Annotated in this window: 17 protein-coding genes; 3 read left to right on the forward strand and 14 right to left on the reverse strand. The window is 70.2% G+C overall.

The annotated features are described in order from the left end of the window. Positions 1–2 precede the first annotated feature (2 nt). Positions 3–1,478, reverse strand: a complete 1,476-nt coding sequence (locus tag AB0C82_RS00540) for a hypothetical protein (RefSeq protein WP_362834823.1) — start codon at positions 1,476–1,478, stop codon at positions 3–5. Between the two features lie 424 nt (positions 1,479–1,902). On the opposite strand from AB0C82_RS00540, the gene AB0C82_RS00545 reads away from it, so the two are divergent. Beyond that, positions 1,903–2,550 carry a bifunctional DNA primase/polymerase gene (locus tag AB0C82_RS00545; RefSeq protein WP_362834825.1) on the forward strand — a complete coding sequence of 216 codons (648 nt, stop codon included), beginning with the start codon at positions 1,903–1,905 and terminating at the stop codon, positions 2,548–2,550. A gap of 81 nt (positions 2,551–2,631) precedes the next feature. Here AB0C82_RS00545 and ftsY read toward each other — a convergent pair whose 3' ends face one another. Further along, positions 2,632–3,840 carry a signal recognition particle-docking protein FtsY gene (gene ftsY / locus AB0C82_RS00550; RefSeq protein ID WP_362834827.1) on the reverse strand — a complete coding sequence of 403 codons (1,209 nt, stop codon included), beginning with the start codon at positions 3,838–3,840 and terminating at the stop codon, positions 2,632–2,634. A 200-nt stretch (positions 3,841–4,040) separates the two neighbouring features. Here ftsY and AB0C82_RS00555 point away from each other — a divergent pair, with 200 nt between their 5' ends. After that, complete coding sequence (locus tag AB0C82_RS00555) at positions 4,041–5,024, forward strand: LLM class flavin-dependent oxidoreductase (protein ID WP_362834829.1); 984 nt, start codon at positions 4,041–4,043, stop codon at positions 5,022–5,024. Between the two features lie 40 nt (positions 5,025–5,064). Here the strand turns inward: AB0C82_RS00555 and AB0C82_RS00560 are convergent, their stop codons facing one another. The 4 genes from AB0C82_RS00560 to AB0C82_RS00575 all read right to left on the reverse strand — a co-directional run bounded on the left by AB0C82_RS00560 (position 5,065) and on the right by AB0C82_RS00575 (position 11,507). After that, a complete protein-coding gene (locus AB0C82_RS00560) occupies positions 5,065–6,483 on the reverse strand; it encodes a sugar porter family MFS transporter (protein ID WP_362834831.1) in 1,419 nt (472 codons plus the stop codon). Between the two features lie 209 nt (positions 6,484–6,692). After that, entirely contained in the window at positions 6,693–10,274 is a 3,582-nt protein-coding gene (gene smc / locus AB0C82_RS00565; protein ID WP_362834833.1) for a chromosome segregation protein SMC, read from the reverse strand. 299 nt (positions 10,275–10,573) lie between these two features. Beyond that, a complete protein-coding gene (locus AB0C82_RS00570) occupies positions 10,574–10,786 on the reverse strand; it encodes a hypothetical protein (protein ID WP_056791072.1) in 213 nt (70 codons plus the stop codon). Positions 10,787–11,225: 439 nt separating this feature from the next. Beyond that, positions 11,226–11,507, reverse strand: coding sequence for an acylphosphatase (locus AB0C82_RS00575; protein WP_362834835.1), 282 nt, complete (start codon positions 11,505–11,507; stop codon positions 11,226–11,228). A 154-nt stretch (positions 11,508–11,661) separates the two neighbouring features. On the opposite strand from AB0C82_RS00575, the gene AB0C82_RS00580 reads away from it, so the two are divergent. Next, positions 11,662–12,537: a CAP domain-containing protein gene (locus AB0C82_RS00580; protein WP_362834836.1), complete on the forward strand. Its 876-nt coding sequence runs from the start codon at positions 11,662–11,664 to the stop codon at positions 12,535–12,537. Positions 12,538–12,587: 50 nt separating this feature from the next. Here AB0C82_RS00580 and mutM read toward each other — a convergent pair whose 3' ends face one another. The 8 genes from mutM to recG form a co-directional block, all read right to left on the reverse strand. Continuing rightward, a complete protein-coding gene (gene mutM / locus AB0C82_RS00585) occupies positions 12,588–13,454 on the reverse strand; it encodes a bifunctional DNA-formamidopyrimidine glycosylase/DNA-(apurinic or apyrimidinic site) lyase (protein WP_362834837.1) in 867 nt (288 codons plus the stop codon). An 83-nt stretch (positions 13,455–13,537) separates the two neighbouring features. After that, positions 13,538–14,365: a ribonuclease III gene (gene rnc / locus AB0C82_RS00590; protein WP_362834838.1), complete on the reverse strand. Its 828-nt coding sequence runs from the start codon at positions 14,363–14,365 to the stop codon at positions 13,538–13,540. 19 nt (positions 14,366–14,384) lie between these two features. Further along, positions 14,385–14,558 (reverse strand): 50S ribosomal protein L32, encoded by a 174-nt coding sequence (gene rpmF / locus AB0C82_RS00595; protein ID WP_003965982.1) that lies wholly within the window; start codon positions 14,556–14,558, stop codon positions 14,385–14,387. Between the two features lie 2 nt (positions 14,559–14,560). Continuing rightward, positions 14,561–15,169: a DUF177 domain-containing protein gene (locus tag AB0C82_RS00600; protein ID WP_362834839.1), complete on the reverse strand. Its 609-nt coding sequence runs from the start codon at positions 15,167–15,169 to the stop codon at positions 14,561–14,563. Between the two features lie 226 nt (positions 15,170–15,395). Further along, the gene (locus AB0C82_RS00605) at positions 15,396–16,550 is read right to left on the reverse strand and encodes a cell division initiation protein (RefSeq protein WP_362834840.1); all 1,155 of its coding nucleotides are present in this window, start codon (positions 16,548–16,550) and stop codon (positions 15,396–15,398) included. A gap of 97 nt (positions 16,551–16,647) precedes the next feature. Next, positions 16,648–17,127, reverse strand: a complete 480-nt coding sequence (gene coaD, locus AB0C82_RS00610) for a pantetheine-phosphate adenylyltransferase (RefSeq protein ID WP_362836948.1) — start codon at positions 17,125–17,127, stop codon at positions 16,648–16,650. A gap of 26 nt (positions 17,128–17,153) precedes the next feature. After that, positions 17,154–17,738 (reverse strand): 16S rRNA (guanine(966)-N(2))-methyltransferase RsmD, encoded by a 585-nt coding sequence (gene rsmD, locus AB0C82_RS00615; protein WP_362834841.1) that lies wholly within the window; start codon positions 17,736–17,738, stop codon positions 17,154–17,156. Between the two features lie 90 nt (positions 17,739–17,828). Continuing rightward, entirely contained in the window at positions 17,829–20,054 is a 2,226-nt protein-coding gene (gene recG / locus AB0C82_RS00620) for an ATP-dependent DNA helicase RecG (protein WP_362834843.1), read from the reverse strand. Between the last annotated feature and the right edge of the window lie 37 nt (positions 20,055–20,091).

The following is a 20,091-nucleotide window of genomic DNA, read 5'->3' on the forward strand; positions in this document are numbered from 1 at the left end:
GGTCAGACCGCTTCGGCGGTCTCCGGCAGCTGCTCGTGGAGCAGCTCGGTGAGCCTGGCGACGTCGGCGACATCGCCGAAGTCCCTGGCAGCGGTGTCGACGGTCTTGCGGAGCCGGGTGTTGACCCGCTCGGAGCGGACCTTCCTGGCGACCTTCAGGGCCTGGGTGGCGAGCACGGTGGACTCCTCGGGCTCGCGCTTGAGCAGATGGACCGTGGCCATGCCGATCAGGTTCAGCGCGTACGACCGCTGGTGCTCGTCGTCCTCGCCGAACAGCTCGACCGCCCGCTCCATGACGGGCTCGGCGAGGGAGGCGTACGTGGGACTGCGGCCGGCCACATAGGCCAGGTCACGGTAGGAGTGGGCGTTCTCCCCGTTCAGCTCGGCCTCGGAGAAGAACCTGATCCAGTCGGGCTCGGGCTCTCCGTCGAGTCCGGCGTCGAGGAAGGTGTCCTCGGCCATCCGGACCGCCCGCTTGCACTTGCTCGGCTGGCCCATGTTGGCGTAGGCGCGGGCCTCCATCGCATACAGCATGGCCTGGGTGCGCGGGGTGGCGCAGTCCCGGCTGCCGTACTGCGCGAGGTGGATGAGTTCCAGGGCGTCGTCCGGCCGTCCGAGGTGGATCATCTGCCGGCTCATGCTGGAGAGCACGTACGACCCGAGGGGCTTGTCGCCGGCTTCCTTGGAGGCGTGCAGGGCGAGCACGAAGTACTTCTGGGCGGTCGGCTGGAGGCCGACGTCGTAACTCATCCAGCCCGCCAGCTCGGCCAGTTCGGCGGCGCAGCGGAAGAGGCGGGTGGCGGTGGCCTGGGGCTGCGGTTCCTGCAGCAGGTCGGTGACCTCGTGGAGCTGTCCGACGACGGCCTTGCGCCGCAGTCCGCCGCCGCACTGGGCGTCCCACTGGCGGAACATCGCCGTCGTGGACTCCAGCAGGTCCAGCTCGGGGCCCGACAGGCGGGAGGGGCGGCGGGCCGCGGCCGGGGATTCGGGCTCGGCGGGCCCCGTGGCGGGTACGGGCACCAGCCAGCGCTGCATGGGCTCGATCAGGGCGGGACCGGCGGCGAGGGCGAGCGAGGAGCCGAGGAAACCGCGCCGGGCGAGCATCAGGTCGCTGCGGGAGAACTCGGAGAGCAGGGCGACGGTCTGCGGGCCCGCCCACGGCAGGTCGACGCCGGACACGGAGGGCGACTGGTGTGCCGTACGCAGTCCGAGGTCCTCGACGGCGACGACGGCGCCGAATCTCTCCGAGAAGAGCTCGGAGAGGATGCGGGGGATCGGCTCGCGGGGCTGTTCACCGTCGAGCCAGCGCCGCACCCGGGAGGTGTCGGTGCTGATGTGGTGGGCGCCCATCTGTCGCGCCCTCCGGTTCACCTGTCGCGCGAGTTCGCCCTTTGACCAGCCACTGCGCACGAACCAAGATCCCAATTGCCCGTTGGGGCGCTTCCCGGCATTCGTCTCGCCTGCGCCGCTGCCACTCACTGGAACGCCCCCATCCCGCCGAAACCTGTCGCGCGAACCACTATCAGAATGCCGTGCATCGATGCTGCCCGTACGGAGGTTGAACACCCTCGCACAAGAAGTCGGGTTGCCTCCGGCATACCCGTGGGCGCCCATACTTCCAGGGTTCGTGTACCGACGGTAATCCTACGATCACCCCTCCAGCGAGGTCTCTTGCAGAAACGCCACCATTCGCCACCCCTTCGGATGAACGCGCCTGGCGCCTCTCGCGATTCACTTGACAGGCGGCGATCAACAGAGGGCGGAATGGAGCACTCAGGGGCGCGCGGAACACGGCGCGCACCCCCAACAGCACCCGTACCCCTACGGATCGACGACGACACGGCGGGCGCATCGCTGCCCCCGGGGTCGTAACCACCGGTGAGTCGGACCCGTTGGAGGGGGCATGGGCTTCACGATCGGCGGCATCCGTGAGATGCGATCCGGCTCGCGGCGCCGCGGCCGTTCGGCCGAGGGCACGGCGGTGGCCGAGTACACAGGACTCTGGGGCTGGGCGGTGACTCCCGGCGCGCGGGCTTCCGCGGGCGTCTGTTCATGCGGTGACGCGGCCTGCGCCGCGCCCGGCGCGCATCCGCTGGCCTTCGCCCAGGAGGTGCCGGCCGGTGCTCCGCTCGACATCGCCGCGGGCGCCTGGGCCGAGGTGCCCGGCGCCGCGATGCTGCTCCCCGTGGGCCGCACCTTCGACATCCTCGACGTCGCCGAGGCGGCGGGGCGGCGCGCGCTCGTGCGGCTGGAGCGGATGGGGCTGCCGCTCGGCCCGGTGGCGGCCACCCCGACCGGACGCGCGCAGTTCTTCGTAGCCCCCGGGGCCGCGGCCGAACTGCCCGAGCTGCTCTACCGGCTCGGCTGGGACGACGCGGACCTCGACCTGCGGGCTCTGGGCCGCGGTTCCCACATCACGGCCCCGCCGTCCGATCTCGGGGGCCTGGGGCCGGTCCGCTGGCTGCGCGCACCGTCGCCGGACACCGCGGGCGCTCCCCCGCAGGCCCGGCTGCTGCTCGGCACGCTGGCGTACATCTGCCACCGCCTGTAGGGCGCGGGCACACGCGAGGGCCGGGCAGGCCGTCACACGGCTTGCCCGGCCCTCGTACGACGAGACGGCCCCGAGGGGGTGTCAGTCGCCGATCAGCGCGTCCACGAACGCCTCGGGCTCGAACGGGGCGAGGTCGTCGGGACCCTCGCCGAGACCGATCAGCTTCACCGGTACGCCCAGCTCGCGCTGGACCGCGATGACGATGCCGCCCTTGGCGGTGCCGTCCAGCTTGGTCAGGACGATGCCGGTGATGTCGACGACCTCGGCGAAGACGCGGGCCTGCACCAGGCCGTTCTGCCCGGTGGTCGCGTCCAGGACGAGCAGGATCTCGTCGAGCGGACCGTGCTTCTCGACGACCCGCTTGACCTTGCCCAGCTCGTCCATCAGACCGGTCTTGGTGTGCAGACGGCCCGCGGTGTCGATGAGTACGACGTCGGCGCCCTCGGCGATACCTTCCTTCACCGCGTCGTACGCGATCGAGGCGGGGTCACCGCCCTCGGGGCCGCGGACCGTGCGGGCGCCGACGCGCTCGCCCCAGGTCTGGAGCTGATCGGCGGCGGCGGCACGGAAGGTGTCGGCCGCGCCGAGCACGACGCTGCGGCCGTCGGCGACGAGCACCCGGGCCAGCTTGCCGGTCGTGGTGGTCTTGCCGGTGCCGTTGACACCGACGACCATCACGACGCCGGGGGTCTCGGCCCCGCCCTCCGTCCTGACCGCGCGGTCGAAGTCGGTGCCGAGGAGAGCGATGAGCTCCTCGCGCAGCAGCTTGCGCAGCTCGTCGGGGGTGCGGGTACCGAGGACGCGGACACGCTCGCGGAGCCTCTCCACGAGCTCCTGGGTGGGAGCGACGCCGACGTCGGCGGTGAGGAGCGTGTCCTCGATCTCCTCCCAGGTGTCCTCGTCGAGGTTGTCGCGGGACAGGAGAGTGAGCAGGCCCTTGCCCAGGGAGTTCTGGGAGCGGGCGAGCCGGGCGCGCAGCCGTACGAGACGGCCGGCCGTGGGCTCGGGGATTTCGATCGCGGGGGCGGCGGGCGCCTCCGGTTCGGCGGTGGCCGGGGCTTCCGCGGTGTCCGGGAGGCCGGCCTCCTCGATGGTGCGCCGCGCTTCGTCGCGCGGCGCCTCGGCTTCCTCGCCGACTTGGGGCTCGGCGGGAGGAGTGATGGTCGGCGTGCTCGGCGGCGGGGGCGGCAGCTGCTTCTTCTTGCGGCTGCCGACCACGAGCCCGCTGATCAGGCCGACCGCGACCAGGGCGATGACTACGGCAAGGATGACGATTTCGGCGAGTTCCATAACCCGACCAGTATCGGCCACGGCCGCGACGGGGGCACTGCTCCGGCTGCCACCCGGAGTCACACAGGGGCGTAATGCACCTTTTGGCCGTAACCGACGGGTTCGGTGAGGCGCCTGGCGGCGGACGGCTCCCTACCTTTCTGACGCGACGTCAGCTACCGTGCCGCCTCGCCAGGCCGATCCGGCGAAGGGGACATGCCATGCCGTTCACCGTGCTCCGTTTCAATCTCGTCGATCCCGCGGCCACACCCGACACCCTCTCGGCCCGCTACCGCGCGGCGCTCGAGATGGCCCGGTACGCCGACGAGCGGGGCATCGACACCGTGCAGACCGAGGAGCACCACGGGGCGGAGAACTCCTGGCTGCCCTCCCCCTTCGTCTTCGCCGGTGCGGTGTTCGGAGCGACGAGCCGGATCGCGGTCACGGTGTCCGCGATCATCGGCCCGCTGCACGATCCGCTGCGGCTGGCCGAGGACATCGCGGTCCTCGACCTGCTGAGCGCCGGGCGCCTGGTGACGGTGGCGGGCATCGGCTACCGGCCCGAGGAGTACGAGCGGGCGGGCGTCGACTGGGGGCGTCGTGGCAGGCTCCAGGACGAGCTGCTGGAGACGCTGCTGCTGGCGTGGACCGGGGAGCCGTTCACCTGCCGGGGCCGTACGGTCCGGGTCACCCCGCGCCCGTACACCCGGCCCCGTCCGATGCTCCTGGTGGGCGGCAGCTCACGGGCGGCGGCCCGGCGGGCGGCGCGGCTGGGCCTGCCGTTCTTCCCGAGCGCGCACCTGCCGGAGCTGGAGGCGTACTACCAGGAGCGGCGCGCGGAGTACGGGACCGAGGGCTTCTGCATGATGCCGGCGGCGAGTACCCCGCTGCTGCACCTGTCCGAGGACCCGGACCGGACCTGGGCGCTCTACGGCGAGCACTTCCTGCACGAGGCGCGTACGTACGCCTCCTGGCAGTCCGAGGACATCCGCTCGGCCGTGCGGTCGGCGGCGACGACGGTGGAGGAACTGCGCGCCGAGGGCGTGTACCGGGTGCTGACGCCGCAGCAGTGCGCGGAGCTGGAGGCCGAGAGCCTGGTGCTGCATCCGCTGTGCGGCGGGATGCCCGTGGAGGAGGGGTGGCGCAGCCTGCGGCTGTTCTGCGAGGTCGCTGGACGCGGAACAGCCCCGGCTCAGCAGGGCTGAGCCGGGGCGGTTCTCTGTTCGAGGAGAGGGGCAGCGGGGATTAGCCCATCTCCTCCAACGCCTTGCCCTTGGTCTCCTTCACGAACTTGAGCACGAAGGGGATCGAGAGCACGGCAAAGACCGTGTAGATGATGTAGGTGCCGGAGAGGTTCCAGTCGGCGAGGCTCGGGAAGCTCGCGGTGATCGCCCAGTTGGCGATCCACTGCGCCGAGGCGGCCACTCCGAGCGCGGCGGCCCTGATCCTGTTCGGGAACATCTCGCCGAGGAAGACCCAGACGACGACGCCCCACGACAGGGCGAAGAAGAGCACGAAGACGTGGGCCGCGACGAGCGCGACGACGCCCTGGGTGTTAGGCAGCTTGCCGTCGACCAGGTCCGCGGAGAACGCCCAGGCCTCGAAGGCCAGCGCGATCGCCATACCGCAGGAGCCGACCAGCGCGAGCGGCCTGCGGCCCACCCGGTCCACCAGGACCATCGCGATCACCGTGCCGATGATGTTGATGATCGACGTGGTGAACGAGTAGAAGAACGAGTCGGTCGGGTCGATGCCGACGGACTGCCACAGCGTCGCCGAGTAGTAGAAGGCCACGTTGATGCCGACGAGCTGCTGGAAGACCGACAGTCCGATACCGACCCAGACGATCGGCAGGAAGCCGAAGCGGCTGCCCAGCAGGTCCTTGAAGCTGGACTTGTGCTCACGCTTCATGGCCGTCTCGATCTCGGTCACCCGAGCGTCGAGGTCCACGTGCTTGCCCTCGACCTCGGCCAGGATCTCCCTGGCCCGGCCCTTCTTTCCGACCGAGATCAGGAAGCGCGGCGACTCGGGAATCGCGAACGAGAGCAGCCCGTACAGGACGGCGGGGACGACCATCACGCCGAGCATCCACTGCCAGGCTTCGAGGCCACCGATCTCGCCGCGCTGGTCGCCGTCGGCGATCTGGAGGATTCCGTAGTTGACCAGCTGGGAGACGGCGATGCCGATGACGATGGCCGCCTGCTGGAAGGAACCGAGCCGGCCGCGGTAGGCGGGCGGGGAGACCTCGGCGATGTACGCGGGGCCGATCACCGAGGCCATACCGATGGCGAAGCCGCCGACGACCCGCCACAGCGCCAGGTCGAGGAGCGAGAACGGCAGAGCCGATCCGATCGCGCTGGCGGTGAACAGGACCGAGGAGATCTGCATGCACCGGATGCGGCCGATACGGTCGGCGATGCGTCCCGCCGTAGCGGCGCCGATCGCGCAGCCGATCAGGGCGATGGCGATGACCTGGGCGAGCGTGCCGGAGCCGATGTCGTACCGGTCGCGGATCGCCTCGACCGCACCGTTGATCACCGAGCTGTCGTATCCGAAGAGGAAGCCGCCCATCGCTGCGGCTGCCGTGATGAAGATGACATGGCCGAGGTGGTCCGGATGAGCCTCTCGGGCCCCGGACGCCGGTCCGTTCGCTGTGCTGGTCACATGAACTCCTGATGCCTGGCCGCTACGTCAGGCGTGGGGGGCGAGCTCTCCCTAGTGGCACACAACTTTCCAGGCGCCACCACTTGAAGGCAAAAACGACGTTGCAGAGACTATGCGTTCAAGTTTCGAAGTCAAACGTCGGGTGGAGTTCCACATCTACCCAGGAGCACCCAAAAGGCGCGGGGAGGGAGTGATGATTAGGTAAAGACTCAGCGAAGGCGCTGGCTGATCACCTTGGAGACACCGTCGCCCTGCATGGAGACGCCGTACAGCGCGTCGGCGACCTCCATCGTCCGCTTCTGGTGGGTGATCACGATCAGCTGCGAGCTCTCCTGGAGCTCTTCCATGAGCCGGATCAGGCGCTGCAGATTGGTGTCGTCGAGCGCCGCCTCGACCTCGTCCATCACATAGAACGGACTGGGCCTCGCTTTGAAGATCGAGACCAGCAGCGCCACCGCCGTCAGGGACCGTTCACCGCCCGAGAGCAGGGAAAGCCGCTTGACCTTCTTGCCCGGCGGACGCGCCTCGACGTCCAGACCCGTCGTCAGCATGTTGTCCGGATCGGTCAGGATCAGCCGTCCCTCGCCGCCCGGGAAGAGCCGCGAGAAGACGCCCTCGAACTCGCGGGCGGTGTCCCGGAACGCCTCGGTGAAAACCTGCTCGACCCGCTCGTCGACCTCCTTGATCACCTGCATCAGATCGGCCCGGGTCTTCTTCAGGTCTTCAAGCTGCTCGGAGAGGAAGTTGTGCCGCTCCTCAAGGGCCGAGAACTCCTCGAGAGCGAGCGGATTCACCTTCCCGAGTTGCTGATACGCCCGTTCGGCCGCCCTGAGGCGCTTCTCCTGCCCGGCCCTCACGAACGGCTGGGGCCGGTTGCGCGGATGCTCCGGATCGTCCGGGAGTTCCTCGCCCTCGGCCGCCGGGGAGGGCGGCACCAGCTGATCGGGGCCGTACTCGGCGGTCAGGGCGGCCGGCTCCACTCCCAGCTCCTCCAGCGCCTTCGCCTCCAACTGCTCGATCCGCAGCCGCTTCTCGGCGCCCAGCACCTCGCCGCGGTGAACCGAGTCGGTCAACTTGTCCAGCTCGTCCTTCAGCGCGCGGCCTCGCGCACGCTCGGCCGCCAGGCCCTGTTCGCGCCCGGCCTTCGCCGCCTCGGCCGATGACCGCTCCTCCTCGGCGCGTACGACGGACACCTCCACGTGCGCGAGCAGCTGACGGGCGCCGGAGGCGACCGCCGCGGCGACCTCGGCCTCGTGGCGGAGGCGGGCGCGGCGCTGTTCGGCGCGGGCGCGGGCCTCGCGTTCGGCGCGGGCACCCCGGTCGAGGGAGTCGGCGCGTCCGGCGAGTGCCTTGACCCGTTCCTCGTGCGTACGGGCCTGGAGACGTGCCTCCATCTCCGTCTGGCGGGCGTTTGCCCCGTCGGCGGCGAGCCGGTCACGCACGGAGGTGTCCGGCTCCTCCTCCACCGGGGTCTCCTCGGCGACCAGCAGCCGTTCGGCCAGTTCCCCGGCCTCCTCGGCCGCCCGCTCCAGCGCCTCCTGGGCGCGGGCCGCGGAAGCAGCCGTGCGTTCCGCCTCCCCTGCCGCGCCCCGCGCCTGCCCGGCGAGCCGGCCGAGCTGCTGCGCCACCCCCGACTTCGCGCGCTCGGCCGCCCGGCGGCGCTCCCCCAGCTCCTCCACGAGGAGGGCGCGGTCCCGCCGCCGCTCCCCCGCGCGCTCCTGGGCGGCGGCGAGCTCCTCGCACCGCACGGCCAGCTCCGCCAGCTCGGCCGCGGCCTCGTCGACCGACGCCTGCACCTCCAGGAGGCTGGGCGCCCCGGCCGAACCACCGTGCGCGAAGTGGGCACCCAGAACATCGCCCTCGGCGGTCACCGCGGTCAGCGCGGGGTGCGCGGCGACCAGGTCCTCGGCGTCCTCCAGCGTTCCGACGACCACCATGTCGCGGACCAGGCTGCGCACGGCGCCCATCAGCCCCGCCGGTCCGCTCACCAGATCCGCGACAGCGGGCGCCCGGCCGGTCCCGGCGCCCGAGCCCTCCTCCACCGCCGAGCCCGGCGACCGGGGCTCCGCGCCGAGGAGCAGCGCCGCCCGCCCCGCGTCCTGCTTGCGCAGCAGCCTGATCGCGTCGGCGGCGGCGGCCGGGCCGGTGGCGGCGATCGCGTCGGCCGCGGCTCCGAGGGCGGCGGCCACCGCGATCTCGTACCCCGGGACCACGGTGAGCAGTTCCGCGGCAGGACCGGCCAGCCCGGGCGGTCGGTCGTGGGCGTCGAGCAGCGCGCCCGTGCCGTCCTTGCGGCGCAGGCCGAGCGACAGCGCCTCGTGGCGGGCGGCCACCGCCGCCCGCTTCCGTTCCGCCGCCGTGGCGGCCTCGCGGGCCGCGCCGTGGGCGGCCTCCGCCTCGGCGAGCTCCCGCCTGGCCGCGTCGTGCCGCTCGCCCAGCTCGGCGTCGTCCGCGTCCAGACCGTCCACCTCGGCCTTGAGCTGTTCGTACTCCTCCTGGGCGGCGGCGGCACGGTCCCCGGCCTCGTCACGGGAGGCGGTCAGCCGGTCGATCTCCGCCTGGGCCGAACCGGCCCGGCTGCGCGCCGCGTTGACCTGTCCGCGCAGCCGGGCGAGGCCCTCGCGCCGGTCGGCGATGGCCCGCGCCGCGTCCTTGAGCCTGCGCTCCTCGGCAGCCAGCTCCCGCTCCAGATCGGCCCGGTGCGCGGTGGTGTCCTCCAGGGCGTGCTCCGCCGCCTCCAGCGCGGCCGTCAGCTCGGCCTCCTGCTCACGGATCCGGGCGGCCTCGCGCTCCATGCTGTCCGGGTCCCTGAAACCCTGCCCGCGCCGCTCGTCGTCGGGTGCCTCGGTGGCACTCTTCACCCGGGCGTCGGCGAGCGAGACCGTGCCGCGGACCCGCTCGGCCAGCTGCGACAGCTCGTACCAGGTCTGCTGGGCCCTCTGGAGCCGCGGCGCCAGCCGCCGTACCTCCTCCTCCAGCTCCGCCTCGCGCCCCAGCGCGGCCTTGAGGTCGGCCTCGGCCGCCTCCCTGCGCTTCCTGAGCGCGGCCTCGTCCGCGATCTCGGTGCGCAGCGCCTCGTTCAGGCGCACCAGGTCGTCGGCGAGGAGCCGCAGCCGGGAGTCACGGAGGTCGGCCTGGATGACCGCGGCGCGGCGGGCGACGGCGGCCTGCCTCCCGAGCGGCTTCAGCTGCCGCCTCAGCTCACCGGTGAGGTCCTGGACGCGGGCCAGATTGGCTCCCATCGCCTCCAGTTTCCGCAGCGCCTTCTCTTTGCGCTTGCGGTGCTTGAGCACACCGGCGGCTTCCTCGATGAATGCGCGGCGCCCCATCGGATCGGCGTGGAGAACGGAGTCCAGCCGCCCCTGACCGACGATGACGTGCATCTCGCGGCCGATACCGGAGTCCGAGAGGAGCTCCTGGATGTCCAGGAGCCGGCAGGTGTCGCCATTGATCTGGTATTCGCTGCCACCGTTACGGAACATGATCCGCGTGATGGTCACTTCCGCGTACTCGATCGGCAGCGCACCATCGGAATTGTCAATGGTCAGAGAGACCTCTGCACGTCCGAGCGGCGGCCGGCCCGTGGTGCCGGCGAAGATCACGTCTTCCATCTTGCCGCCGCGCAGAGATTTGGCTCCCTGTTCACCCATGACCCAGGAGAGCGCGTCCACCACATTGGATTTGCCGGATCCATTGGGTCCGACGACACAGGTGATCCCCGGCTCGAACCGCAGGGTCGTGGCGGAGGCGAATGATTTGAAACCGCGCAGGGTCAGGGCCTTGAGGTGCACGCCGCCGGACTCTACCTTTCACTCTCGGTTTCGCTGATGAAGGTGCAGGGCACATCAGACGGTAAGGGAGGGGCTGTACGTCCGGGGCGGGCCGGGGGAATCTCTGCGGGGGCTGCGGGCAAAGAAAAAGGGACGCCGAAGCGTCCCCTGAACTTGATTCACGCCGGCGCTACGGACCGAGGCCGCGGTTTCACGAGCAAACCTCGAAGACCAAGGACGACGATCCGTGACGAAGGCATTCCGGTGCTGAGTTCAGGCAGGTGCCGTATGCGGCCCGGCCGGCCCCGACGGGGTACCGGTCAGGTCAGCGCGGGCTCCGCCTGAGGTACGTCGATGTCGATGCTGTCGAGCAACGAGTCCTGGTGCTGAGCGGCGGCGTTGAGCGCGTCGTTTTCGTCCTGGATCCGTACGAGCTCGGATTCCAGGTCCTGGACGCGCTGCTGGAGCCGTCGCATCTCGGCGAGGAGTCGCGGGTCGGAACCGCCGACGTAACCGAGAAGCGCCTTTGCCATGATGGATGGTCCTCCACACTGAGTGACCGACCGAAGCGGTGTGGGTCGTGAGGGAATCGCACCCGCGGTGCTCGGCAGTGCTCTGTACTCCACTGCTGTCCTGCTGCTAATCAGCTCTGCCGAACAGCTAAGGTGCGCGGGGTTTTCAGCGTCTCACCAAAAAGTTTGACGGTCAACACGATCACACCCCGTTGAGGCGGACGTCCCGGGGTGCGCGGCCTATGGATCATGCGGCGCGACTCTCCTGCGGGTGCCCGGGGGGCGTGAGGATCTTCGTTACAGCCGCAGCCTGGCATGTCGGCCCGCTCTTGGCAACCATCACCGGCCGACGCGTCAATTCGCAGGTCATTTCGGGTGCACCACCTTGGGAAGGGGTCCCCGTCACGCCTCGCCGCACCTCGAATACGGAGCGGAACGGAGCCGGATCACCGACGCGTGTTCAGCGGATTGCGAATCCCTCATATCCACCGCGCGGGGTGTCCCAGATCTCAGTCACTCCGTCCACGTGGCCGGGTGTGTCGGCGGAGCGCAGCCAGTCCAGCAGCCGGTGGCAATTCTCACGTGGCCCCTCGGCCACCACCTGCACCCTGCCGTCGTCGAGATTGAGTGCGAAGCCGCGGAGGCCTCCGATCTCCAGAGCGTTTGCCCTGGTGAACCAGCGGAAGCCTACTTGCTGTACTCGGCCGCGTACCCAAACGACGAGGCGTGCATCTTCGTTCATACCCGAACGCTAACCGGCCAATTGCTCACGGGGCACGTCGCCCCTTTTCTCCATGGCGTACAGTCCCCTCGCAATAGCCTCACCCGAACGGGTGAGGCTTCTGGAGTCACGGTGGCGCCATAAGGGCGTCAGGACCACAGGGAAGGCACAGCGCATGGGACGCCACGGCAAGAAGCGGGCCTCCATCCCCGTACGCACGGGTCTCCTCGGCGTCTCCGCGGCCATGGCCGTCGGTGCGGTCGCCGTGACCTCCGGCCTGCTGCCGGGCGGTGACACCTTCGAGATACGCGGCAGCTCGTCGGCGGACCAGGTCCGCTCGGGCGGCGCACCCGACCTGCTGACGCAGGGCGGCACCACGGCCTCACCGACCGACCGCGCCTCGGCCTCCACCGGAACGAGCCGTTCCAGTGAGCGCCCCGCCGCCCCCTCCACCTCGCCTTCTTCCAAGTCCGCGGAGCCCACCAAGCCGGCCGCGACCCCTTCGAAGACCGCGCAGAAGTCGAAGCCGCCCACCGAGGCGCCCGCGAAGAAGACCCCGCCGAAGACGAGCGCCGCGCCGGCCCCCAAGACACCGTCGGCTCCGAAGACCTCCTCCCCGCCCCCGGCCCCCCAGCCCGCGGCACCCAAGCCCTCGAACCCGGACACCGGCGTGACCGAGTCCGCCCGCGCCTCCGTGCTCGCGCTCGTCAACCAGGAGCGCGCGAAGGTCGGCTGCAGCCCGCTCGCCGCGTCCCGGGGTCTCACCGCCCTCGCCCAGGACTTCAGCGAGGACATGGCCGCACGCGGCTTCTTCTCGCACACCGACCCCGACGGTGCGACTCCGTGGGACCGCGCGGAGAAGGCGGGCGTGCTGGGTCTCGGCGGCGAGAACATCGCCCGCGGCCAGGCCGACGCGCAGGCCGTCATGGACGGCTGGATGAACAGCGACGGCCACCGTGCAAACATTCTCAACTGCGATTACAAGACGCTCGGCGTCGGTGTCCACCTCGGCTCCGGCGGCCCCTGGTGGACGCAGGACTTCGGCTTCTGATCACGGAAGCCGCAAAAGGCCGGCACGGAACCGGCGAGACCCACAGCCCTTCAGGGCGCGAGCTGGGTGCGCGGGGGCCGCTGGCAGCGGGGGCAGTAGTAGCTGGAGCGGTTCATCCAGGCGCGGCGTCGGATCGGCGTACCGCAGCGGTGGCACGGCTCGCCCTCCCGTCCGTACGCGTCCAGTGACCGGTCGAAGTAGCCGGACTCGCCGTTCACGTTCACGTAGAGACTGTCGAAGCTGGTTCCGCCCTGCGCGAGCGCCTCGTTCATGACGTCCCGGACGTGCCCGAGCAGCGCGGTCGTCGCGGGACGGGTGAGCGTCGCGGTGGGCCGCTCGTAGTGCAGCCGGGACCGCCAGAGCGACTCGTCGGCGTAGATGTTCCCGACGCCGCTGATCAGCGTCTGGTCGAGCAGCGCGCGCTTCACCGTGGTGCGGCGCAGGCGCAGGGCCGTGTGGAACGCCGCATCGTCGAAGGCCGGGTCGAGCGGGTCACGGGCGATGTGCGCGATGGTGTCGGGGAGCCCCTCCGGGGTGTTCTCGTGGAGCGAGAGACCTCCGAAGGTCCGCTGGTCGACGAAGCGCAGCTCTGTGCCGAGTGTGTCGTCGAAGGCGATCCTGATCCGCAGGTGCTTCTCGTCGGGGGCGTCCTGCGGCCGTACGAGCAGCTGACCGCTCATCCCCAGGTGACCGAGGAGCGAGAAGGTCATGTCGTCGAGCGGTACCCAGAGGTACTTGCCCCGGCGCATGGCCGCGCCGAAGCGGATCCCGTGCAGCCTGGCCGCGAAGTCGGGCCCGCCCGCGAGGTGCCGGCGGACCGCACGCGGATGCAGGACCTCCACCGCGCCGACGGTGCGCCCGGTGACCCAGCGCTCCAGACCCCGCCGTACGACTTCGACCTCGGGCAGCTCGGGCACGGTGACGCTCCTGGGAAGAACTGGGCGGTGCGGGACAGGGAAAACCCCCCGGCGCACCAGGCACCGAGGGGCTTTCTCATGCTTCAGGCCGGAGCGACGTCCGTGTTCGGCGACGACGGTTCGGCAGGAGTGTCGGCGACCCCTGCCTCGGCGGCGGCCTTGGCCGCCGCCTGTCGCGCTTCCGCGTCGGCGCTGATCTCGCGCCAGGCGGACTCTGCCGCCTGTTGCTCCGCTTCCTTCTTGCTACGGCCGGTGCCGGTGCCGTACGAGACACCACCGACGCGAGCAGCAGCAGTAAAGGTCTTCTCGTGATCCGGACCGGTCTCCGTGACGAGGTACTCGGGAACCCCGAGGCTCTCGCTCGCGGTGAGCTCCTGGAGGCTGGTCTTCCAGTCCAGGCCGGCGCCGAGGTTGGAGGACCTGTCGATCAGCGGGTCGAAGAGCCGGTGAACCAGCTCCGAGGCCACGCCGAGGCCCTGGTCGAGATAGACGGCGCCGATCACTGCTTCCAGTGTGTCGGCGAGGATGGAAGCCTTGTCCCGGCCACCCGTGCCCTCTTCACCCCGGCCGAGCCGGATGAAGGAACCGAGTTCGAGGCCGCGGCCCACTTCCGCAAGCGCACGTGAGTTGACCACCGCGGCCCGCAACTTGGCCAGCTGGCCTTCGGGCAGGTCGGGGTGGGTGCGGTACAGCGTGTCCGTGACCACCAGGCCGAGCACCGAATCCCCGAGGAATTCGAGACGCTCGTTGGTGGGCAGACCGCCGTTCTCGTATGCGTACGAACGGTGGGTCAGCGCACGCACCAGAAGGGCGGACTCGAGGTGATACCCGAGCCGCCCTTCCAGAAGCGTGTGGGACGAGGCTGTGTTGACGTTGTCTGCCTGCTTCTTGGCGCTGGACAACTCAGACATCGGGCCTCTCACCAGCCGCTCAGACCTCGAGGACCTGGCGCTTGTTGTAGGTGCCGCAGCTCGGGCACGCAATGTGCTGGAGCTTCGGCTCCTGGCAACGCTCGCACGAAACCAGGGTGGGGACCGCAGCCTTCCACTGCGACCGGCGGTGGCGCGTGTTGCTGCGCGACATCTTCCGCTTCGGAACAGCCACGGCTACTTCTCCTGCTTCTCGTCGACGCCTGCTTCGGCGCCGCCCATGTTGTCCTTCTCGCCGTCCTGAACGGTCTCGGCGAGTCCTTGCAATGCCGCCCATCGAGCATCGACGGCATCGTGGTGGTGGCCGGGATTCTCGTCCAGCCTGATTCCGCATTCGGAACACAGACCGGCACAGGTCTCCTTGCACACCGGCTGCAGCGGCAGTGCGAGCACCACCGCGTCACGCAGCACTGACTCGAGGTCGAACAAGCCGTCCTCGAGGAAGAACCTGTCCTCGTCGTCCTCGGCGTCGTCGACCGGCTCCGCAGTCCTGCTGCGGCCCCGGTCATCGGCGTCAGGGTACGAGAACATCTCCTGGAAGTCCGCCGAAACCTCTCGGCTCACCGGCTCCAGACACCTTACGCACTCCGCTTCGGCCGTGGCACGGGCGGTGCCTGTGACAAGCACCCCTTCCATGACCGACTCGAGGCGGAGGTTCAGCGCCAGGGGTGCGCCTTCCGGCACACCGATGACTCCGTCGATACCCAGATCCTTGGGTGCCTCCACCGAGCGGGTCAGCCGCTTGAGGGCACCAGGACGCCGGCCCAGCTCGCGCGTATCGAACACGAGAGGGTTTCGGTGGTCGAGGTGGCCGTTCAGGGCTTTTCCTGCTTTCGAATCATGTGCATCGCGCTGCTCAGGGGAAGGCTGTCCCGGCTTCGAATGGGAAGCGGGCAGCCGGGATCGCGGACATAGGCGCGACCGAACAACCAGGATACTGGACACACCGCCCAGCACCCAATCGGGTCCTCGCCGCTCCGGGCCGGTCACGGCCCGGCCCCGCGCGGTCCGGTCAGCGGCCCTGTTCGTAGCGGCGCAGCTGCTCCAGGTCGATCATGCTGGTGTCGAAGAGGCTGGTCTCGTCCAGCGCGCCCTCACCCTGCTGCGCCGGCGGCTGGGAGGGCTGCTGCGGCCAGCCGTACTCCTGCTGGTGGCCCTGCCCCTGGTTCGGGTCGTAGCCCTGCTGCGCGTACGCGGCGTACGGGTCGGGCTGCTGGTATCCGTAGGCGTCCTGCTGGACGGACTGGTCCTGGTAGCCGTACGTCTGCGCGTACTGGGGCTCCTGCTGCGCCTGCACCGGGAAGTCCGGCTGGGCCTGGGCCGCGTAGTCCGACGGCTGCGCCTGGGCCGCGTAGTCCTGCTGGGCCGGGCTCGCGTAGTCCTGCGATGTCTGCACCGGGAAGTGGGACTGCTGCGGCGCGGGCTCCGGCGTGGAGAGCTCGGCCAGTCCGGCCCAGTGGTCCTCGTCGCTGGTGTGCCCCTGGGCGCCCGCCGCGTCCTGTGCGGCCATGTGCGCCCCGAGGTCGTCGGTGGCGACCCGGCCGAGCAGCTTCTGCCGGCCGCGGCCGACCGCTTCCAGGGTCTTGGCGAGCACGGCCTCGAAGGCGCCGAGCTTGGTGTCCACGTACTCGTCCGCGCGCCGCTGGAGCGTCTCGGGATCCGCGCTTCGCTCGGGCGCCTCGACGAAGTCCGGGTCGTCGTAGCCCTGGTCCTCGTAGCCCTGGCTCCGGCCGAGGAGCTTCTCGCGGCCCCGGTCCACGGATCCGATGGTCTTGGTGAGGACGACCTCGAAGTTGGCGAGCTTGCTGTCGACGTACTCGTCGGCCTCGGCCCTGACCTCCTCGGCGTCCTTGCGGGCCTCGGAGAGAATGCGGTCGGCCTCGTCCTGGGACCGGCGGGCGATCTCCGTGTCCGAGATCAGGGAGCCGCGCTGGGCGTGGGCGGACTCGATGATCCGCTCGGCCTCCTGGCGGGCCTGCTCGACCAGCTGCTCGCGTCCGCCGATGAGCTCCTGGGCGTGGGCGAGGGAGCCGGGCAGGGCCTCCCGTACCTCTTCGAGCATGGCGAGCAGCTCGGCGCGGTTGACCACGCACGACGCCGACATCGGCATGGACCGGGCGTTCCCTACCGCTTCGACGATCTCGTCGAGCTTCTTCTGCACGTCCACCGTGTGCTCGCCACTCTCTGCTGCTGTTGGAGACGGACGGGACGACTGTAAGGCCAGTCGGCTCCCGTCCGACACCTGGTGACGGACGGTCAGCGCCTCACTTCTGGCCCAGACGCTCCGTAAGGGCTTCGTGGACCCTGGGAGGCAGCAGGTGGGAGACGTCGCCGCCCCAGGTCGCCACTTCCTTGACCAGGGAGGACGACAGGAAACTGTACGTGGGGTTGGTCGGCACGAAGAGCGTCTCGACACCGGAGAGGCCGTTGTTCATCTGGGCCATCTGGAGTTCGTAGTCGAAGTCGCTGACGGCCCGCAGGCCCTTCACGATCGCCGGGATGTCGCGCTCCTTGCAGAAGTCGACCAGGAGGCCGTGGAAGGCCTCCACCTCGACGTTGCCGAAGTCGGCGGTGACCTCGCGGATCAGCTCGATCCGCTCCTCCACCGTGAACAGTCCCTTCTTGGACTGGTTGATCATCACGGCGACGTGCACGACGTCGTACAGCTTCGAGGCGCGACCAATGATGTCGAGATGTCCATTGGTGATGGGGTCGAACGACCCCGGGCAGACGGCGCGGCGCAACTTGGTTCCCTCGCTCTCCGGTGCGGTCATCGTGCGTCTTCGCACGTAGAGGCGGCGCGACCGTACCAAAGCGTTCCCTCGCCGTAGCGACGGGCCCGCAGTGGCTCGAATCCCTTGGGCCAGTTGAACTCTCCGCCTCGGGTGCTGCGCTCCACGGTGACGAGCGCATCGTCGGTGAGCCAGCCCTGAGTACGGAGTGTGAGCAGGATCTCGCCAAGATCGTCGTCCGTGACGGCGTACGGCGGGTCCAGGAACACCACGTCGTAGGGCTCTGCGGGCGCCGGTCCTGTCACGATCTGTTCCGCTTTGCCGGCGCGGACCTCGGCACCGGGCAGACCGAGCGCGCGGGCGTTCTCGCGTACGACGCGGACGGCCCGGGGGTCGGCCTCGACGAGCAGGGCGTGGACGCCGCCCCTGGAGAGCGCTTCGAGGCCGACGGCTCCGGAACCCGCGTACAGATCAGCGATACGGACGCCCTCCAGGGTGCCGAGGAGCGCTTCCCAGGTGGAGAACAGGCCCTCGCGCGCCCGGTCGGACGTGGGGCGGGTGCCGGTGCCGGGCGGTACGGCCAGGCGGCGTCCGCCGGCCGAGCCGGCGATCACGCGGGTCATGGGTGTCTGGTCCTAGCGTCGCGGGTGGCACACAGGGCGGTACGCGTGCCGTGCACCCACGATATGGCGTCCGGGCCGATCGGGCCCCGGTCACCCCTTGTCGAGGTACTCCTCGCGCTCCTTGTCCAGGAGGGCGTCCAGCGCGGTCAGCAGCTCCGGCAGGTGCTCCAGCGCGGGGTCGGCCGCGACGACGGCGACGGCCTCCTCACGGGCGGCCGCGATGACCTCCTCGTCGTCGATGACGCTCAGCACCCGCAGGGAGGAGCGGACGCCGGACTGGGCCTGCCCGAGGACATCGCCCTCGCGGCGCTGCTCCAGGTCGATGCGGGAGAGCTCGAAGCCGTCGAGGGTGGCGGCGACCGCGGAGAGCCTCGCCCGCGCCGGACTCGCCTCGTGCGCCTCGCTGACCAGCAGGCAGAGGCCGGGCGCCGAGCCACGTCCGACACGGCCGCGCAGCTGGTGCAGCTGCGATACGCCGAACCGGTCCGCGTCCATGATCACCATCGCGGTGGCGTTGGGGACGTTCACGCCGACCTCGATCACGGTCGTGGCGACCAGGACGTCCACCTGCCCCTCGGAGAAGCGACGCATCACGTCGTCCTTGTCGTCCGGATGCATCCTGCCGTGCAGCACCTCGACGCGGAGTCCGGCGAGTGCGCCCCTGCGGAGCTCCTCGGCGATCTCCAGCACGGCGAGCGGCGGCCGCTTCTCGGCGTCCTCGTCGGGGGCCTGGCCCTTGGTGCCCTTCCCCTTCTTCCCCTTCTTCTCCGCGGCCTCGTCCGCGTCGTCACCGATGCGGGGGCAGACGACGTACGCCTGGTGGCCGTTCTCCACTTCCTCGCGGACCCGTTCCCAGGCGCGGCTGAGGAAGTGGGGCTTGTCCTTGGCGGGGACGACATGGCTGGCGATCGGCGAACGGCCCGCCGGCAGCTGGTCCAGTACGGACGTCTCCAGGTCACCGAAGACCGTCATCGCGACCGTGCGGGGAATGGGGGTGGCGGTCATGACCAGCAGATGGGGCGGCTGCTTGCCCTTCGAGCGCAGGGCGTCGCGCTGTTCCACACCGAAGCGGTGCTGCTCGTCGACGACGACCAGGCCCAGGTCGTGGAACCGCACCTTGTCCTCGATCAGCGCATGGGTGCCGATGACGATCCCGGCCTCGCCGGTGACGAGGTCGAGCAGTGCCTGCCTGCGGGCCGGGACGCCCATGGAGCCGGTGAGCAGGACGACCTTGGTGCCCAGCTCGGAACCGCCGATCATGCCGCCCTCGGCGAGCTCGCCCATCATCTCGGTGATGGAGCGGTGATGCTGCTGGGCGAGCACTTCGGTGGGCGCGAGCATCGCCGCCTGGCCGCCCGCGTCGACCACCCCGAGCATGGCGCGCAGGGCGACCATGGTCTTCCCCGAGCCGACCTCTCCCTGGAGGAGGCGGTGCATCGGGTGTTCGGTCGCCAGGTCGTCGAAGATCTCCCCGGAGACCTTCTCCTGGCCTTCGGTGAGGGTGAAGGGCAGCTTGGCGTCGAAGGCGTCGAGCAGCCCGTCCGGCACGGACCGGCGGGCCACGGCCGGGAGTTGGGTGTCGGCGTAGCGGCGGCGGGCCAGCGCGACCTGGAGGACGAACGCCTCGTCCCACTTCAGCCGGTCCCTGGCGTCCGCGATGTCGGCCCTGGTCTGCGGGCGGTGGATCTTCAGCAGTGCCTCGGGAAGCGGCGCGAAGCCGCGTCCCTCGCGCAGGGAGGGCGGAAGCGGGTCGACGGCGTCCTGGGCGCTGGGCAGCACCGCGTCGACGGCCTTGGCGATCCGCCAGGAGTCGAGCTGCTTGCAGGCCGGGTAGATCGGCAGCAGCCTCCCCGCGAAGGCGTCGACCGCCTCCGTCGCCTCGTCGGCGTCGGTGGCGTCCAGAAGCTGGTACGTGGGGTGGGCGAGCTGCATCTTGCGGTTGAACACGGAGACCTTGCCCGCGAACATCGCCCGCCGTCCGGGCAGCAGTTCCTTGTGCGGTTTGTGGACTCCGTGGCCGAAGAAGACGAGTTGGAGCCTGCCGCTGCCGTCGGTGAGCGTCACTTCGAGGCGCTTGCCCCGGCCGTTGTTGAACACCATGATCCGCGCGTCGGCCACCTGCGCGACGACGGTCACATGCTCGTCCAGCGGGAGGTCGGACAGCGCCGTGAGCTGGCCGCGCTCCTCGTACCGCCGCGGGTAGTGGTGGAGCAGATCACCGACCGTGTGCAGGTCGAGGTGTTCGGCCATCACCTTCGCGGTGGCTCCGCCGAGCAGCTTCTTCAGGGGTTCATCGAACGAAGACACGCGATCCATTGCACACCACGGCACTGACAAATGTCCGGCGGGCGCC

It is taken from the genome of Streptomyces sp. NPDC048560, from assembly GCF_040650955.1.
Lineage (GTDB): Bacteria > Actinomycetota > Actinomycetes > Streptomycetales > Streptomycetaceae > Streptomyces.

Bases quoted from the DNA above. Each gene is read 5' to 3' on its own strand.
- AB0C82_RS00545 (WP_362834825.1), top strand. From the start codon at position 1,903: ATGGGCTTCACGATCGGCGGCATCCGTGAGATGCGATCCGGCTCGCGG.
- ftsY (WP_362834827.1), bottom strand. From the start codon at position 3,840: ATGGAACTCGCCGAAATCGTCATCCTTGCCGTAGTCATCGCCCTGGTC.
- AB0C82_RS00555 (WP_362834829.1), top strand. From the start codon at position 4,041: ATGCCGTTCACCGTGCTCCGTTTCAATCTCGTCGATCCCGCGGCCACA.
- AB0C82_RS00570 (WP_056791072.1), bottom strand. From the start codon at position 10,786: ATGGCAAAGGCGCTTCTCGGTTACGTCGGCGGTTCCGACCCGCGACTC.
- AB0C82_RS00575 (WP_362834835.1), bottom strand. From the start codon at position 11,507: ATGAACGAAGATGCACGCCTCGTCGTTTGGGTACGCGGCCGAGTACAG.
- AB0C82_RS00580 (WP_362834836.1), top strand. From the start codon at position 11,662: ATGGGACGCCACGGCAAGAAGCGGGCCTCCATCCCCGTACGCACGGGT.
- rnc (WP_362834838.1), bottom strand. From the start codon at position 14,365: ATGTCTGAGTTGTCCAGCGCCAAGAAGCAGGCAGACAACGTCAACACA.
- rsmD (WP_362834841.1), bottom strand. From the start codon at position 17,738: ATGACCCGCGTGATCGCCGGCTCGGCCGGCGGACGCCGCCTGGCCGTA.
- recG (WP_362834843.1), bottom strand. From the start codon at position 20,054: ATGGATCGCGTGTCTTCGTTCGATGAACCCCTGAAGAAGCTGCTCGGC.